Annotated in this window: 16 protein-coding genes; 3 read left to right on the top strand and 13 right to left on the bottom strand. The window is 70.2% G+C overall.

Features of this window, described 5'->3' with window-relative positions; translation table 11 throughout:
* Positions 1–159: 159 nt before the first annotated feature.
* From ABD437_RS35540 to infC, 4 genes are all read right to left on the bottom strand, one after another.
* Positions 160–996, bottom strand: coding sequence for a TrmH family RNA methyltransferase (locus ABD437_RS35540; protein ID WP_344653697.1), 837 nt, complete (start codon positions 994–996; stop codon positions 160–162).
* Positions 993–1,382: a 50S ribosomal protein L20 gene (rplT, locus tag ABD437_RS35545; protein ID WP_344653366.1), complete on the bottom strand. Its 390-nt coding sequence runs from the start codon at positions 1,380–1,382 to the stop codon at positions 993–995. The genes ABD437_RS35540 and rplT overlap by 4 nt, the downstream gene beginning before the upstream one ends.
* 83 nt (positions 1,383–1,465) lie before the next feature.
* Positions 1,466–1,660 (bottom strand): 50S ribosomal protein L35, encoded by a 195-nt coding sequence (rpmI, locus tag ABD437_RS35550; RefSeq protein WP_035850665.1) that lies wholly within the window; start codon positions 1,658–1,660, stop codon positions 1,466–1,468.
* Positions 1,661–1,742: 82 nt separating this feature from the next.
* The gene (gene infC / locus ABD437_RS35555; protein ID WP_344653367.1) at positions 1,743–2,306 is read right to left on the bottom strand and encodes a translation initiation factor IF-3; all 564 of its coding nucleotides are present in this window, start codon (positions 2,304–2,306) and stop codon (positions 1,743–1,745) included.
* Between the two features lie 246 nt (positions 2,307–2,552).
* On the opposite strand from infC, the gene ABD437_RS35560 reads away from it, so the two are divergent.
* Positions 2,553–2,918, top strand: a complete 366-nt coding sequence (locus ABD437_RS35560; protein WP_344653368.1) for a DUF1844 domain-containing protein — start codon at positions 2,553–2,555, stop codon at positions 2,916–2,918.
* Here ABD437_RS35560 and ABD437_RS35565 read toward each other — a convergent pair.
* The 6 genes from ABD437_RS35565 to ABD437_RS35590 form a co-directional block, all read right to left on the bottom strand.
* On the bottom strand, positions 2,915–4,078 hold the full coding sequence (locus ABD437_RS35565) for a M23 family metallopeptidase (RefSeq protein WP_344653369.1): 1,164 nt from the start codon (positions 4,076–4,078) through the stop codon (positions 2,915–2,917). The genes ABD437_RS35560 and ABD437_RS35565 overlap by 4 nt on opposite strands.
* Positions 4,079–4,081: 3 nt before the next feature.
* On the bottom strand, positions 4,082–4,606 hold the full coding sequence (locus ABD437_RS35570) for a hypothetical protein (RefSeq protein ID WP_344653370.1): 525 nt from the start codon (positions 4,604–4,606) through the stop codon (positions 4,082–4,084).
* Positions 4,607–4,671: 65 nt separating this feature from the next.
* Positions 4,672–5,961 (bottom strand): hypothetical protein, encoded by a 1,290-nt coding sequence (locus tag ABD437_RS35575; protein WP_344653371.1) that lies wholly within the window; start codon positions 5,959–5,961, stop codon positions 4,672–4,674.
* 824 nt (positions 5,962–6,785) lie between these two features.
* Positions 6,786–9,761, bottom strand: coding sequence for an ATP-binding protein (locus tag ABD437_RS35580; protein WP_344653372.1), 2,976 nt, complete (start codon positions 9,759–9,761; stop codon positions 6,786–6,788).
* 2,792 nt (positions 9,762–12,553) lie between these two features.
* The gene (locus ABD437_RS35585; RefSeq protein ID WP_035850660.1) at positions 12,554–12,907 is read right to left on the bottom strand and encodes a hypothetical protein; all 354 of its coding nucleotides are present in this window, start codon (positions 12,905–12,907) and stop codon (positions 12,554–12,556) included.
* A 5-nt stretch (positions 12,908–12,912) separates the two neighbouring features.
* Positions 12,913–13,209 (bottom strand): hypothetical protein, encoded by a 297-nt coding sequence (locus ABD437_RS35590; protein ID WP_051570063.1) that lies wholly within the window; start codon positions 13,207–13,209, stop codon positions 12,913–12,915.
* Between the two features lie 331 nt (positions 13,210–13,540).
* On the opposite strand from ABD437_RS35590, the gene ABD437_RS35595 reads away from it, so the two are divergent.
* Positions 13,541–14,704 (top strand): hypothetical protein, encoded by a 1,164-nt coding sequence (locus tag ABD437_RS35595; protein ID WP_344653373.1) that lies wholly within the window; start codon positions 13,541–13,543, stop codon positions 14,702–14,704.
* A 171-nt stretch (positions 14,705–14,875) separates the two neighbouring features.
* Entirely contained in the window at positions 14,876–15,031 is a 156-nt protein-coding gene (locus ABD437_RS35600) for a hypothetical protein (RefSeq protein ID WP_169745020.1), read from the top strand.
* Between the two features lie 67 nt (positions 15,032–15,098).
* Here ABD437_RS35600 and ABD437_RS35605 read toward each other — a convergent pair whose 3' ends face one another.
* The 3 genes from ABD437_RS35605 to ABD437_RS35615 are packed head-to-tail and all read right to left on the bottom strand — an operon-like array spanning position 15,099 to position 16,723.
* Complete coding sequence (locus tag ABD437_RS35605; protein WP_344653374.1) at positions 15,099–15,575, bottom strand: PH domain-containing protein; 477 nt, start codon at positions 15,573–15,575, stop codon at positions 15,099–15,101.
* Positions 15,576–15,577: 2 nt separating this feature from the next.
* Positions 15,578–16,432 carry an ATP phosphoribosyltransferase gene (gene hisG, locus ABD437_RS35610; RefSeq protein WP_344653375.1) on the bottom strand — a complete coding sequence of 285 codons (855 nt, stop codon included), beginning with the start codon at positions 16,430–16,432 and terminating at the stop codon, positions 15,578–15,580.
* Positions 16,433–16,459: 27 nt separating this feature from the next.
* A complete protein-coding gene (locus tag ABD437_RS35615; RefSeq protein ID WP_035850653.1) occupies positions 16,460–16,723 on the bottom strand; it encodes a phosphoribosyl-ATP diphosphatase in 264 nt (87 codons plus the stop codon).
* Positions 16,724–16,743: the final 20 nt, after the last annotated feature.

Consider the following 16,743-nt stretch of genomic DNA (forward strand, 5'->3'; position numbering starts at 1 on the left):
ACAAGGATCGGGCGGCTCAGCCGCAGCCCGCCGGGGTTCGGAGCGTCAGGCCCGACCGGCGGGCCGGCGAAACTCGTGCCGGTAGCGCACCGCTCGCCCCTCCTCGTACGTCGTCATTGCCTGGAACTCTAGCGGATCCGGCCGACCCGATTCGCCGCGCTACGCGGGGCTGTGGAAACGCAGCGCCCGCGCCGACGTGTAGAGGCACACCGCCGCGGCGGCGGCCAGATTCAGGCTCTCCGCACGCCCGTGGATCGGGATCCGCACCCGCCGGTCGGCCAGCGAAGACAACTCAGCCGGCAACCCGCGTGCCTCGTTACCGAACAGCCACGCGGTCGGCCGGGACAGCTCCCCCGCGTCGGCCAGGTCGTCGAGGTCGTCCTCGCCGTACCCGTCGGCCGCCAGCACCTGCAAACCCCGGGAGCGCAGGTCGGAGATCGCCGACGAGGCCGACACCCCACGCACCACCGGCGGATGGAACAGACTCCCCGCCGACGCGCGGACACACTTGCCGTTGTACGGATCCACACTGCCGTCGGTGAACACGACGCCACCCGCGCCGGCCGCGTCCGCGGTGCGCAGCACGGTTCCGGCGTTCCCGGGGTCCTGTATCTCGGCCAGCACGGCCACGAGCGGCCCGGACACCGCGGAGAGCGGCACGTCCAGGAACGAACAGACCGCCACCAGACCCTGCGGCGACACGGTCTCCGAGAGCCCGGCCATGCCCGCCTCGTCGACCGGGATCACCGGTACCGACGCGCCGGCAACGAGCTGCTCATAGCGTCGCAGAGCCGCGGTTGTGCCGAAGACCAACGACGGTGCACCCGGTGCACCCGGCGGAAGTGCCAATGCCTCTCGGACCGCTTGCGGTCCCTCGGCCAGGAACTGGCCGGAGGCGTCCCGCCGGGAACGGCGGGTCAGCTGCCGAGAAGCAGCGACCCGAGGAGTCCGACCGCTCGCGAGCGGCAGATCCTCGGGTCGCGTCGAACGAGTCAGGCCGCGTCCTCACGCGGCGCCGACGTGTCCTCCGGCAGCGCGGCCTTGGCCACGGCCACCAGTGCCGCGAACGCGGCGGCGTCGTTGACGGCCAGGTCGGCGAGGACCTTGCGGTCGACCTCGATCTCGGCGAGACGCAGGCCCTGGATGAAGCGGTTGTACGTCAGGCCCTCGGCCCGAGCCGCCGCGTTGATGCGGGTGATCCAGAGCTGGCGGAAGTCACCCTTGCGCGCCTTGCGGTCGCGGTAGGAGTACGTCGCGGAGTGGAGGATCTGCTCCTTGGCCTTGCGGTAGAGCCGCGAGCGCTGGCCGCGGTAACCCTTCGCGGCCTCAAGGGTGGACCGACGCTTCTTCTGGGCATTGACCGCCCGCTTCACGCGTGCCACGGGTACACCTGTCCTTCTTGCGGTCGTCGTCCGGTCCCCGTTGTCGGGCGGCGACGATCAATGGTCAAGGGAAGTAAAGAGACTCAGATACCGAGCAGGCGCTTGATGCGCTTCGTCTCGGTCGGCGCGAAGTCGGTCGTGCCGTCCAGGCGACGCGTGCGGGTGCTGGACTTGTGCTCCAGCAGGTGGCGACGGTTCGCCTTCTGGCGACGCAGCTTGCCGGTACCGGTCAGCTTCACTCGCTTGGCGGTGCCCTTGTGGGTCTTGTTCTTCGGCATCAGTTTTCCTTGTTCGATTACCTACTCAGGGCGTACCGGGGCGCGGCGCCCGCTGTCCGTGCGCCGCGCCTCCCGTTACGCGTCAGACGTCCGCTGGGGCGCCCGATTCTGCTTCTGGCTCTTCTCCCGAACCACGCTGACCGACGGTCTTCAACGCGCGGTGCGGTGCCATCACCATGATCATGTTGCGGCCGTCCTGACGCGGCGACGACTCGACGAAACCGAGTTCGGTCACCTCGTCGGCGAGCCGCTTCAACAGCCGGAAACCCAGCTCGGGGCGGCTCTGCTCACGCCCACGGAACATGATCGTGATCTTGACCTTGTCGCCGGCCTTGAGGAAGCGCACGACGTGACCCTTTTTGGTCTCGTAGTCGTGCGGGTCGATCTTCGGCCGGAGCTTCATTTCCTTGATCACGGTGAGGCTCTGGTTACGCCGCGCCTCCCGTGCTTTCTGCGCGCTCTCGTACTTGAACTTTCCGTAGTCCATGAGCTTGCAGACGGGCGGCCGCGCGGTCGGCGCGACCTCGACCAGATCCAAGTCGGTGTCCTGGGCGAGGCGCAGGGCCTCGGCAACCGGAACGATGCCGACCTGCTCTCCTTCAGGACCGACGAGACGCACCTCGCGGGCGCGGATCTGGTCGTTCACACGCAGCTCTACGCTGATGGGACCTCCTCGGACGTACTTCTAGTCTTTGACCTGCCAGTCCGGAGCCCCACAACACGTGAAGGCCCCAGCGCATGCTGGGGCCCACTCGACCGGTCTTTTGACATGTTTCACCACGTCAAACCGTGACCGGACCCTGCTGCCTTGCGGCTGCGAGGGTGGGAGCGGGGCTCCTCTTGGCTGCCACCCGCTGCGCGGACGGCTGGTCGTTCTGCCAGGGTACCAGGCATGAGTTCCGAACACCCAGCCAGCGATGTGCATTCCCTCGAACCGGACATCCGCGACCTCGCGGAGATCCCGTCGGTCGAGGTGATCAGCCGCGCCGCCGTCATGCTGATGAGTGCCGCCGCCGAACGTCTCGGCCTCGCGTCCGACGACCCGGACTCCTCGCCGCACCGCGACCTCGACGAGGCCCGGCGCCTGATCACGGCGCTCGCCGGCCTGATCACCTCGTCGGTGGAGTACCTCGGCGCGCACGCCGCGCCGCTGCGTGACGGGTTGTCCAGCCTGCAGCGGGCGTTCCGTGAATCGTCGGTGATCCCCGACCCGCCGGGACAGGGTCCGGGCGAGAAGCTGACCGGTCCCGTGTATTAGCGCTGGGACTCCCCCAGTGGGGCTCCGCGGGCGGACATGAAGGCGATCGGGTTGACGGCCTCGCCGTTGACCCGCGTCTCGAAGTGCAGGTGCGGCCCGGACGAGTTGCCCGACGAGCCGACCTTTCCGAGCGGCTGACCAGCCTCCACCGATTGGCCGACGACGACCGCGGGCCGTTCGACCATGTGGCAGTAGCGGGTGGTGAGCCCGGTGGTGTGTGCGATCTCCACGTACCAGCCGCACCCCTTGACCGCCGGGCTGCCGTCGACGTCGCAGTTGCCCGTCGACGCGTTGCACTTCGACGTCACGACGATCCCGGCGCTCGCCGCGTGGATCACCGTGTACCGCGGCACGATGATGTCCACGCCGGCGTGGCCGGGGCGGTCCGGCGTCCGGAAGCCGCTACCGACGTGGCCGAGCGCGGGCACCGTCCAGCCCGCGCCGCTGACCTGGCCCGGCGTGGCGCACCGGATGGGGTCGCCCTGGCTCGCGACCACCCCGTTCGCGGCGCCCTGCGTGATGCGGTTGACCAGCAGTGTCGCGAACCCCTCCCAGCGGGCGTACGCCTCCGGGAAGGCCGAGATCTGCACGGCCTGGGCCACGTCGGCCAACCGGCGGGAGTTCCAGTTCGGCGTCCGCAACAGCTTTTCGTAGAACTTCGCCGACGAGTAAGCCGGGTCGGTGAGCCGCTGGACCGGTGTGCGTGCGTCGCTCGCGTTCGCGGGCGCGTTGCCCCAGCCGCTGCTCGGACGTTGCTGGAACAACCCGACCGAGTCGTGGTCGGTCGCCACCGTGTAGTTGTGCAGAAGGCTCTCCTGCAACGCCGTGGCCAGCGCGATGACCCATCCGCGCGGCGGCACCTTCATCGTCTGCCCGACGCCGATGACCGTGGCCGCGTTCTGCAGCTGGTCAGCGGCCAGCCCGTCGATCTTCACGTTGTCGTCGACGCTGAAGCCCAGCGATCCGCACCCCTGCTGGGCGTTCTCGGCCGAGTCGCGCATGCTCTGCACGACCGAGTTGAAGACCATCGGCGTGAACCCCAGACAGAGCAGCGCGCTGACGGCCGCGAGCGCGATACCGATGACCACGAACTTGCGAAGCCGTGACTTCTCCGGCGGAGGAGGGGTCTCCGCGGCGTCCGGACGCAGGTCGACAGCCATGCGTCACTTCCCCAGGTCGATCGTCGCGACACGCCAGCCGTCGTCGGTCAGCACGCAGAGCGTCGTCGCTTTTCCGGCGTCGGTCGGCACGACGACCTGGGCGCTGGTCTCGCTGACCACGGTCGTGGTCGGGTCACCGGTGATCGATTTGGCCGGGTTCGTCGTCGGATCGGCGTCCTTGAGCTGGGCCGCGAGGTCGGGGAGGGCGTAGCGGGCCAGGCCCGCGTACCACTGGTCCTGCGAGCGGCCGTCGGTCGGCTGCAGCCAGGCGCGCACGAACGCCTCACCGACCCCGGCCGCGGGATCGGTCGACGGGCTCTTCTCCGCGTAGACGCTGTCGTCGCCCTCGGTGGGCGAGATGGTCCGCGACGGAACCGGGGCGGGGGCCGCCTCCGTGCCGTCCGGAGCGACCGACCCGAACAGCCGAGCCAGCAGGACGACGCCGGCCACGATCACGGCCAGCACGAGCGCGGAGAGGATCCGGTAACCCGGCCGGCGTAGGTAGATTCCCGCCGGCAGCCGCGCCATTGACGATCTCCTTTCGCTGGCTCGGGGCCGGTGCCTGTGCCTTACTCAGGGCGGAAGCCTTTGTTCTACTCAGGGCGGGTGCCCGCGGTGGCGTCGGCGTTCTGGCGGGGGGTCGGGCGGGACTCGGGGCGGACGTCGGGCTCCACCGTGCGATAACCGCTGTCGGGCCGGTAGACGACGAACCGCTCCTCCGACTCGACCGGCACGGACTCGCCGCGGGTGGCCACCGAGTACGACGGATCGCGGTAGTCGAGACCGGAGCCGTTCTCCGGGCGGACCGGGCCGGCCGGAACGCGCATGGGTGGGCGACTGATCAGGTCGTCGTCCGCGCTCCTGGCGCCACCCGAGTACGAGCCGGTGGGCGTGTAGGTGCCGGTGGCGCCGTTCTCGGGACGTGCGCCACTGCCGGCCATGACGACCGGGGATTCGTCGGCGAGCCGCGCGCCGCCGGCGCGCGTGAAAGTGGTGGCCGGTTCGGCGTCGGCCGGGCTGTCGGCAACCCGGACGAACGAACGGTCCCGACTCCACGATTCCGGCCGGGCGTCGCTGCGTTTGTCGTCGTCCTCGGCGGCCTTGTTGCCGATGAACACCCCCGCGGCGGCGATCCCGGCCGCGCGGGCATCGCCGAAGGCACGGCGACGAACCGCGCCGAGCCCGCCGACGAGGTCATGGAACGGGTTGCCGCCGGCCAGGCTGGTGAGGCGGCGGAAGGGACGGAGCAGTAACCACATGACGAGGCCGGTGAGGAAGATGAGCAGGATCTGTTGCCAGCCGGCTAGGGAGGCTGTGCTGGTTATTAGATCGAGCGCCAAAAGATACACGCTTGCACCCACGCCGAATATAATGCAATTTATCATTGCGGCCATGACGGTTCGGAACAGGCCCCGCAGCGGTCCGGATGCAGGGCGCATAATTCCAATAGTCGCAATTGCAGGCAGAAAAACAACCGCCAATCGAATTATCAAAAAAGCGATAATGATTAGGATCGAGGAGACCAGGTCAAACGGAGCCGCAACAGCTGCAGAGATCAGAGCAGTGAAGGCAGATCCAATTCGATCAGTGCCTTGCTTACCTGTCAAATACTCGTACGCATCCTGATCTGACTTTTTAATATCGGCCGCAGTGTCTTTCCATTCCTGGTTCTTGCGCTTGACAATCTCTTCGCGCCGCGCAGGGTCTCGACGCACTTCTGAAGCCTCTTGCCACGTGAAGGCGGAGGCAGCATAGAGCCGCTCGCCGTATTTTTTGGCAGTCTGACTATCCGCCGACCCCAACTCGCCGCTTAGCCACTGCCGATAAAGAACAACCTCTGAAATCACTCCACTGGCCTGACGCTGAGGAGTCCTGTCGTCCACGCAACGAGTGGTGCCGCAGACCTCGTCTTTGTTTGGGTGGAGGGCACTATTGACCGCGCCCAGCGACCCAGTTAGAGCACCATCAGCGACCGAAGCGGCTCTGACTGGCCAAGCAGCTATGGCGGTAGTCACGACCATTACCAAAATTGCCCAACCAGCGGTTGTCGCCGCGTTCGACATATCGCCCCGGCGGGCGCTCCAGAGTAGCCACCCACCAACAAGAACTACAGAAACCACCCCTAGAACCGTAAAAAGACGTTCATACAGAGCGCCACTTGCGGAACCGACTAGATCATCAGTCCAGCCCCACATTTCCTGCGGATCGTAGGCATGTTCTCTTACAGAGTTAGTGAGCCCAACGACGAAAGTGGCAACGCCGAGCATCATATTGGCGATTGAGTTATTGACGAGAGCGTCAGGCGCTACAGCGCCGTCCGGGCCGCAGCCGAGATCGTAGGTATGGAATTGCAAACCAGCATAGCCATAGTCATCGTATCGCGAGGTGGCATGCAAACGCCCATCGCTTGGCGCGTCGCTGGGTGCCGTAAGAAAGAATCGAGAAACACCAGTGTCTGGCATGGCCGGCGTGGGGGGATCTAGGCAATCGACGACGCTTGTGCTTGGTAGGCAGGCGGCTGGATCCGACGGGCCGCACGCTGCCTGCGCCGGCCTCACTCCAGGGGACGCGAAAAGCGTTGCTACTGCCACCACCAGAACCGTCAAAACCCAAGCCACCAACCGCCCGGCCGGCGCCACCCGCCGGACCGGACCAGCACACTCCACCGCTTCCTGGGGAACGCTGCCCCCAGGCACCGAAGGTAGGGTCACCGGGCATCACCCTCCTGGCCGGAGTTCCGGCCCACATCGCCGAGCGGATCGGCGGTGGTGTCAAGGTGTTCGAGCAGCCCGGCCACGTACGCCAGGTCCGCCCGGAATTTCTGGACCCGGCCGTCAACGTCACGCATGACGAATTCCCGGTAGCCGAGCCGCTGATCATTCTGTGTATCCGCAACCGACAACTGCGCCAGCGTGTTCTCGTAGCCGATTCCACGCTGTACACCGAGCATACGAAGGGCCTGCGCCGCGATCTCGGGATCCTCGGCGATACGCCCCACGAACACCGTCGACACTAGATTTTGGACGTCCAGCCCCAAAATGTCCACGGGGTTCTGCGACGCGGCCAGGGCGGCGATGTTCCACTTACGGGAGTCGCGGGCCAGGCGGGTGAAGAGCGCCCGGCCCGAGCCCCAGCCGGCCAGGAAGTGGGTCTCGTCGAGCGCCACGAGCTTGCGCTCGCTCATCGCCCGGCCGTAGGCCCGCCGGGTGGTGAAGGCCGTGGCCAGGTGCAGCATCGGCAGGGCCATGCGCTCCTCGAGCTGCCAGAACTCCCGGTCGATCGAGAGGTCGGGCAGCGCCAGGCCGGCCATCGTGATGATCGTCAGCACGGCTTCGTCCTGACCGTATTGCGCCGTTGACCGCCCGAAGAACAACCGCGAGAGCGGCATGTCCCGGACGTCCCCGAGCGTCTCGGCCAGTTCGGCACCTTCCTCGCCGAACGTGGCGACGGCGGCGACCAGGTCGTCGAGCGTCGCGGACTCCTCCGGCTCCACCTGACGCGCGGCGCGCTGCAGCAGAATCGGGGACGACCGTTCCCGCTGGATCTGCGGCGGCAGCAGCATCATGCAGATGTCGGTGGCCAGCGCTTTGCGCTCCGCCCGGGCCGCGGCGACCGCGGAGTTCCATTCGGCCGTGCCCGACTCGTCGGACGCGAAGTGCTCGCGTCGGGGCGTCGGAATCAGGCCGTAGGGGGCCAGCGTGCCCGGTTCGCCCCGCGTGAGGTTGTAGACCTTGGAGTACGGCGCCAACTCCGGCATCGTCGCGAGCCGGGCCAGCGGGCCGGACGGGTCGAGGATCGTGCACTGCACGCCTCGTCGCGCGGCCAGGTAGGCGATACCGCCCATCAGGGTCGACTTACCACCGCCGGGCTCGGCGACGAACACCGTCAGGCCGGACCGCTCACGCACCTCGGTGGCGTAGTGCGGATCCCACATGACCGGACGGTGCGACGTCCCGCACGTCTCCCCGATGATCGGCCCGCGCCGGTCACCGATCGCGGCCGCCGCCTGCGGAATCGCGGCCGCGAAGTACTTGGCCGGCATCCGACGCAGGTAACCGGTGTTCGCGACCGGCTGGCCCGGGATGAACTCGTCGAGCAGTCGCAGCTGGTCACGCGGGTGGTTGAGGGTGATGCGCATCGAGCGGTAGTGGTCGGTCAGTGCCCGCACGCGCTTGAGGCACTCCTCCTCGGTGCGCCCCGACACCGCGATCCGGTGCCAGCCGTGCACCCGGGCGGCGTCCAGGTCCAGACCCGTCGACATCTCGTCGGAGATGTCCAGGGCCCGCTGCGCGAGCCGCTCCAGCTCGGGCGGAGCGTCCATCTCGTGTTCGTGGTAGTCGCGCTGCTGCGACCGGATCGTCAGCAGCTTGTGCTCCAGCGAACGCAGGGCGTCGCCCTGGCCGAGCACGTCGACGCGGCTGGAGAGCTCCATCGGCCACGGCAACTGCTCGTGGAAGTGCAGCCACGGCTCGTGCCGCTCGGGGATGGAGAGCTCCTCCATCCGGCCGAACGTCAGCACCGCGACGTGCCGCTCGACGTGCTCGTCGCCGATCCGCGAGAGCAGCTTCACCGTGCTCCCGTACGGCGACCGGTAACGCATCGTGTGCTCGGTGAACGCCAGCAGGTCGCCGGTCTCCCAGCCACCGGCCTCGGCCGGCGACAGCGCGGGCGGCGGGGGCATGCACAGCGCCACCGACCGGTGGATGAGCCACTCCACCTGCTTGGACGTCGCCGGCCTCGCCTGCATGCCGAACGCGCCGAGCACCTCGTCGAACCGTCCGACGAGCTGTTCCAGACGCGCCCGCTCGGCGTTGCCGGAGCCGCGTTTGCGCAGCGAGTTGAGCGTCTCGACCATCTGCTCACGCATCGTGCGCCGCTGGAACACGACACCGAGGTACACCTCACCCTCGGCGAGGCTGGTGGCGTGCAGCCGGCGCTGCCCGGCCTCGAGGTGGTCCGACCAGCTCGGCGCACCCCGGACGTCGGGCACCGGGTGCGGCGTCAGCGCGGCCATCCGGCGCGCCCACCCCACGGCCGGGTACGGCCGGTTGGTGCGACGCAGGTGCAGCCGGTATCCGCCCAGCGCCGCGTACTGCGCCGCGATGCCGAGCAGGATCGACGTCCGCTCCTTGTCGGCCCGGAACGCCCACTGGATGTCGGGGAGGTGGTACCAGGCCGTCACGTCGTTGCGCGTGAAGGTCAGGTGCCCGGCGATCTCGCGCAGCTCGAGTTCATGAACCGCCTGCCGGTCCTTCTGCTCCTTCGGCGGACGGCTCCGCACCCGTCGTGGCTTGCGTTTCTTCTGTCGACGCTCATCGCGCGCGGTTGTGGCGTCGTCGGGCTCGGGGGGGTCGAGCGCGGGGTAACGCTCGGGCGCCGGCACGTACAGCGGGGCCGGGGGTGCCGACTGCGGCGGCGCGGACGTGGGGATGCCGGTGACCGGGCGGCTCGGCATCCGCGCGGGCGGCGCGACCGCTACCGACGCGGGGTGCGTGGGCAGCGTCGAGGGCGGAGCGGCGTTCCGCGGCGCGGCGTTCATCGGGTGCTGCACGGGCCAGGGCGCCGGGCCGGGGCCTTGTTCGAGGCCGTCCGCGCCGAGCGTGTGTTCGACGGGGTGCCCGACCGGCGCGGAGATGGGGTGGGACGCCGGGCCCGAGACCGGGTGGGCGGCCGGGCCGGACACGGGGTGGGAGGCGGGGCCGGAGACCGGGTGGGCGGCTGGACCCGAGACCGGGTGGGCCGCCGGACCGGAGACCGGGCGGGTAGACGGGCCCGAGACGGGATGGATGGACGGGCCCGAGACCGGGTGGGCCGCGGGGCCGGAGATCGGGGCGCCGGGGGTGGGGTAGCCGCCACCGCGTGGGACGCCTGAGCGTGGGGGGGCGGAGTTCGGTGCGGGCTGGCCGCCGCCGGGGCGCCCACCGCCTGGGCCTCGCTGACCGGCGCCGGGCCGTCCTTGCGGGCCGGTCGCCTCGGGTCCGCGGGACTGCGGCCCCGGGCCCTGAGAATGCGGGCCAGCGCCCTGGGTTTGCGGGCCGGAGCCGGGGCCGGGTGACTGCGAACCGGGACCGTACGACGGCGAGGCAAGCCCCTGAGACGGTGAGGCAGGGCCGTGTGACTGCGGCCGGGGGCCTTGTGGACCGTGTGCTCCCTGGCTCTGGTGTCCGCCGGTCTGCGGGCCGTGCGGTGCGTTCCCCTGTGGTCCGGCGCCGTGGGGTGCCGGAGCCTGGGTGGCCGCGTTGTGAGTGCCCGTGCCGTGCGGTGCCTGGCCCTGCGGTGCCTGGCCGTGAGGACCTTGCCCGTGCGGAGGTTGGCCTTGGCCCGGGGCGTGGCCGTGGGACGGCTGGCCTTGCGGGCCGTGGCCTGGGTAGGCCGGGCCCGAGCCGGGTCCGGTCCCCTGTGGGCCCGAACCCTGTCCAGCACCTTGCGAGGCCGGGCCGCGTCCACCCGGACGCTGACCGGGGCCACTGGAGCCGGCCGAGCGGCCGGGATGGCCCTGTGCCGGGCCGGATTGTGGGAGCACGGGATGAGCGCCCGACTGCTGAGCGACACCCGGCGGGACGTTGCCCGGGGGCGTTCCGTTCGGCGGCAGGACGCGGTGCGCCCCGGAGTGCTGGCCGACGCCGGGCGGAACGTTGCCCGGACCCACATGGCCGGGTCCCATGGGGCCGGGACCGGCGTTGCCCGGGCCGGCGTTGCGCGGACCCACATTGCCCGGACCCACATTGCCCGGACCGACATTGCCCGGACCGACGTTGCCAGGAGGCACATTGCCCGGACCGACACCGCCCGGAGGCACGTTGCCTGGACCAGCGTTGCCCGGAGGCACGTTGCCCGGAGGTCCGTAGCCGGGAGGCATGGTGCCGGGGCCGGTCTGGCCGTGGGGGGCGTTGCCGGGCGGAACGGGGCCTGGAGTGGCGCCGGGTGGTGGGGTATTGGGTGGCAGGACCCGGTGCGCTCCCGAGGGCTGGCCGACACCCGGGGGCACCGGGTTCGGCGGGAGCACGGGGTAGGCGCCGGACGGCTGGTTGATGATGCGGTGGGCGCCGGAAGGTCCGCTGACCGCTCGCGGGTCGACGGGCGGTTGGCCGTAGTTCGGCCGGGCTCCGGGGGGCATGATCCGCGGAGGGAAGGGGCCGGGGCGGCTCGGCGGCGCTGACTGCGGGCCCACCGGCCCGCTGTCCTCCGCAGGGCCGGACTCGCCTGCCGGGGTCGGCGCCCCGCCCTGACGTTCCGTCCCGTAGTACGGCGCCTCGGGGTGCGCCGGCTCGGCCTGAGGCACACCGGACTGAGACGCGCCCGGCTGTGCGCCCATCTCGGACGCATCCTGCTGGTCACCGCCGTGCGGGGACCGACCAGGACGGCTCATGCCCGGACCGCCGCCGCCGTCTTGAACGGCACCATTCTGGACCCCATCCGGCTGGGCTCCACTCCGGCTGGCTCCACCCTGCTGGGACGGACCCTGCTGAGACGGACCCTGCTGAGACGGACCCTGCTGAGACGGACCCTGCTGAGACGGCCCCTGCTGGGACGGACCAGGACGGCTCTCGGGCGGCTGGGGCGCACCCTGCTGGGGCCCACCGGGCTGGAACTCGCCCGTCTGGACGACGCCCGGCTGGGATGGCCCCGCAGGCTGGGTGCCGTACTGCGGCGGGGCCGATCGGGGGGCTCCGGAGGAGTACTGGCCCGTGAAAGGCGCCTCGGAGTACTGGTGCTCGGAGTACAGCGGTTCGGGCGCGGAGTGGGCGCCTGAGGGCGACGGCGGGGCCGAGGGTGCGGCGGGCCGTGCCCGGTCCGACGGCGTGGTCGGTTCGCCCGGCCACGGTTGGACGGGGCCGGCGTACGGGGCGCCGGTGCCGGGAGGGCCGCTGGCGGGGACCGGGCGGCCCTGGTGCGGCGGAGCGGGCTCCTGCGTGCTCGAGGGATCCGGCCTGGACGGCTCCGGAGACGATGTGGTCGGTGGCACGAGTTGGAGCGCGTCGGAGATCGCCGACTCGAGATCGGCGTCGTAGGGGTCGGCCGCGCTCGGGCTTCCCTTCCGGCCTGTCGCCGCACCGTTCGTCACCGGCTTCGCGCCCGCTTCCGGCTCCCCACCCGACGACGCCCCGCCGGACGACGAATCGCCCGAGGACGGCTCTCCCGAGGACGGCTCTCCCGAAGAAGCCCCGCCAGAGGAAGGCCCCGCCGGAGACGGCGCATCCGGGGACGGCGCATCCGAAGGAGACACGTCCGACGGAGAAACCTCACCCGACGAACCCGGCGATGCACCCGCCGACGAGCCCGAGCGCTGGCGCGCTCCGGCCGGGCGGAACACCGGGAAGCCGCCTCGGCGTGCTCCGGGCCGACCCGCTCCCGCCGACACGCTCTCCCGCTCCTCGGCGCCGTGGCCGGCCGACTCCTCGGCCGGCTCCTCCGCGCTGCTCTGTGCGCCCCGGGTGGCCGCCGCGTCGGCGTCCCTCGGGGCGTGACGTCCGCTCATCGAATGGTCTCCCGAACGACGATCCTCGACCGGGCCCGGCCGCCGCGTTCGCCGGCGGTGCGGTCCCGGCGCCAGTCGGTCGCCGCGGTACGCAGCACCGCGCGGACCGGGCGGTCCGGACTGACCTGGCGCAGGATCACTGAGGTCAGGACGATCGACAGGGCGATCTCGATCGCGGGGAAGTAGTCGACTTCCTGGGTCAACAGGTACCGGATGAAGATGATGACGGCGAGCACCACCGCGAACAGTGGATACGCCACATAGGGCAGGTGTACCGGCAGCGTGAAGCCCTTCGGACCCAGGAAGAGCAGTTTCGCGCGGTAGATGTCGTCGTCCGGGCGCAGCCGCATCCGGGTCAGCCTCCGAGTACGAGCTCGGCGAAGCTCTGCCCGAAGGCGAACAGCAGCCCGGCGCCGGCGATGAAGACGATGCCGAGCAGGGCGATGCCGCCGGTGGTCAGCGCCGCCGACCACTGGCCCTTGCCCGACCGGCTCAGGATGATGACGCCCACGACTGCCAGCAGGATCGGCACGATCTTGGACACGATGAAGCCGACGATGCCGTCGGTGTTCAGCGTGGTGCCGCCCGGGTCAGCCGCGGCAAGGATCTCGTCAGGAATCCCTGCGGTCGCCTGGATCACGTGGGTCAGCATTTGTACCTCCCGCATTGGTACGCCGACTCCTCGGCCCTTACACGGCCACGGACACTACTGGGTTCCCGCATCCGTCGATCGGCATGCCGACGTACCACCACCTCTCTGGTGACGCTAAGACACGCTACCGCTACGTCCCGAGAGTTGGTAATAACAGCGTTCACCTGTTGAGCCCGGTGAATCACCCCATCCGGCCCTGCGCTGCTCGTCGGTACGGACGATCACCGCCACCATCAGTCACGAGCGTCCGGTGTGCGACCCGTTACCCTGTTTTCCACGCGGCACGGCGACCGTCGGCGGCGCGGGATGCGCAGGATGCGCGGAGGAACCGGTGGACAGGACGACTCTGGTCGCAGCCGTCGCGCTCGGCTTGGGGTTATTGCTCGCCTGTGGCGGATCGGTGATCCTCGCCCACGCGCGGGCCGCGGTGCGCGCCGACAGCCCGCGTCACGGTTCGATCACGCAGTTCCCGGCCGCGCTCTCGGCTCTGCTGGGGTTTCTGCTCACCAGTGTGTCCGGTGCGGTGTTGTGCTGGCGGCTCGTGCCGGAGCGGGGCGCTACCGCCCTGTTGGCGGCGATCGTCGCGGGGGTGATCCTGTTCGCGCTGGTGGGAGCGGGTTTCGCGCGGGTCGCGGACCGGGTCGAGGAGCGGCGGCTCTTGAAGGTGCCGGACGAAGTGCATCGTCCGATCTCGCCGCCGCCGCGCCGTGCGGCCCTGACGGCGGCCTCGTCCACCCGCGAACAGCGCGCCCCGGACCAACGCGCCCTCGAACAACGCCCCCTCGAACAACGCACCCCCGAACAACGCACCCCCACACAGCCGACCCCCGAGCAACCCCGGCCGGTGCGGGCGCTTCCGCGGCCCCGGCCGACGGCCGAGTCCGCACCGCACGGATACGCCACGCCGCTGGTCCCGGTGCCGCCCCGCCCCACCGCTCCGGCCTTTCCGGACGCCCCGCCGCCGGCCGACGCCGCACCCGAACCCGCGGCCCCCGACCGACCAGCACCCGACCGACCAGCACCCGACCCCTCCTCCCCTGACCAGGAGAAACCCGTCCACGCCACCCCCGCGCTCGATCCGGCGACGTCCGACCGGAGACCACCGGACCAGCCCGCACCCGAGGAGCCGGCGACCGACCTCGAGGCCCCCGACACCGCCGGAGAGCCGGCACCCACAGTGGAGGCGGCCGGGACGGCCAGCGGCGACCCGCGCTGGGGTGACCTGGACGCCGGCTGGATGTACCACGACGAAGCCGACGGCTGGTTCCTGGCGGTCGGCACCGCGGACGGCTCCTGCACCCTGTTAGGACTGCCGTCCTTCGCCCTGATCACCCCGGACGGCCCCGAGGCCCCCCGGGGCACCCTCACCCGGGCCGGCGCCGCCGAACTCACCGTCCTACCGGACGACGAGGACGTTCCAGACACGCCTCTCACTGAAGAGAACAGTGTCAACGAACCGTCTTCCGACCCCGCGTGTAATCCGCCCCAAACGTGAGCATGAGTGAATCCAAGGGCGACTACACGCCGCGCTTCGTCATCCGACACAATGAAGCTCGAGAGTCTCTGCGTCACAACTGCGTGTTAGATTCTAACTGTTGGTATATGGGCTGTGACTCTGCGGCAAGCGTGCACGTAGGCGCCAACCCCCGCAATGAGGAGGCGTGGCATGTTGAAGAAGGTCCTCAAATGGGGAGCGATTGCCCTGCTGGTGTTCTTCGTCGTCACCCAGCCCGCGGATGCCGCCGGCGTCGTCCGCTCACTCGGTGACGGTTTGGTGAACATCGCTAGCGGAATGAGCGCATTCGTCACCAACGTGGTGTAGCCCGGCACATCTCTCGTACACGTCAACGCCGCTCGGCCAGCAGCCGAGCGGCGTTGGTAGCTGCGTGTCAGGCCGGCGGGGGCTCCTTGCCCTCCCAGGCCGCGGCGTGCAGGCGGCGCAGGCCGCGCACGGCGTCGACCGCGCGTTGTTTGTCGGCGGCCTGTACCGCGAGCACCGAGACGAGTTCGTCGTCGAGGAGCTCCAACGCCGCCCACGGGGAGTGGCGGTCGAAGCGCACGCCCCGGACCAGCGTCCACGGCACGGTGATGCCACCGATCACGTTGCGCACCGCCACCTGCTCGGCGTCGGCGACGACCCGGGGCCGGGTCAGCGACAGCACTCCCCCGGCCAGCAGCAGTCCGAGGAACACCATGCCGATCTGGTCGCCGACGCCGAACGGCGGCCCGACCTCGGGGTCCACCGTCGTCGTCGGCCGCCCCAGCAGCACGGCGACGACACCGAAGATCACGACGACGGCCACCGCCAGGATCCAGCAGACGATCGTCAGCCGGTGGGGGCGGGCCCGCACGACCGTCTCGGTCACGGTCACAGCCGGCAGGCGTGGATCGACGTGACGATGATGGCCCGCGCGCCGAGGTCGTAGAGCGAGTCCATGATCCGGTTGGTGTCGTCGCGCGGCACCATGGCCTGCACGGCCACCCAGCCGTCCTTGTGCAGCGGCGAGATCGTCGGGCCCTCGATGCCCGGGGTGAGCGACACGGCCTCGTCCAGCCGGGCCAGCTCCACGTCGTACGCGAGCATGACGTACCGGCGCGCGACCAGGACGCCGTTGAGGCGCCGGGTGAGCTGGTCGATGCGGTGGTCGGCGCCGGTCTCGGCCCGGCCCTTGCCGCGGATCACCACGGCCTCGGACCGCAGGATCGGCTCGGCGACGATCTCCAGCCCCTGCTGGCGCAGCGTCGCCCCGGTCTCGACGACGTCGGCGATGACGTCGGCGACGCCCAGGCGGATCGCGGTCTCGACCGCCCCGTCCAGGCGGATGACCTCGGCGGTGATGCCGTGCTCGGCCAGGTGCGCACGCACCAGCCCGGCGTAGGACGTCGCGATCCGGCGGCCGGCCAGGTCGGCGACCGACCCGACGGTCCCGGGGCGGGCGGCGAACCGGAACGTGGACCGGCCGAAGCCGAGCGCCAGCATCTCGACGGCGTCGGCGCCCGAGTCGAGCAGCAGGTCACGGCCGGTCACGCCGAGATCGAGGTCGCCCGAGCCCACGTAGACCGCGATGTCGCGGGGGCGGAGGTAGAAGAACTCCACCTCGTTCTCGGCGTCGGTGAGTACCAGTTCCTTGGGGTCGCGACGCTGGCGGTAGCCGGCCTCGACGAGCATCTGGGTGGACCGCTCGGAGAGCGATCCCTTGTTGGGGACGGCGATGCGCAGCATGCCGGGTTCCTCCAGTGCGGGGGTGAACTACAGGTGGGCGTAGACGTCCTCGAGGCTCAGACCGCGAGCCAGCATGAGGACCTGCAGGTGGTAGAGCAGCTGGGAGATCTCCTCCGCGGTCCGCTCCGAGGACTCGTGCTCGGCGGCCATCCAGACCTCGGCCGCTTCCTCGACGACCTTCTTGCCCACGGTATGGACGCCGGCCCGCACCGCCTCCACCGTGCCGGAACCCTCGGTTCCGGCGGCCACCTTGGCCGACAGCTCGGCGAACAGCGCATCGAACGTTTTCACGACCGCAGTCTTTCACGGTC

The organism is Cryptosporangium japonicum (genome assembly GCF_039524755.1).
In the GTDB taxonomy this organism is placed as follows: Bacteria; Actinomycetota; Actinomycetes; order Mycobacteriales; family Cryptosporangiaceae; genus Cryptosporangium; species Cryptosporangium japonicum.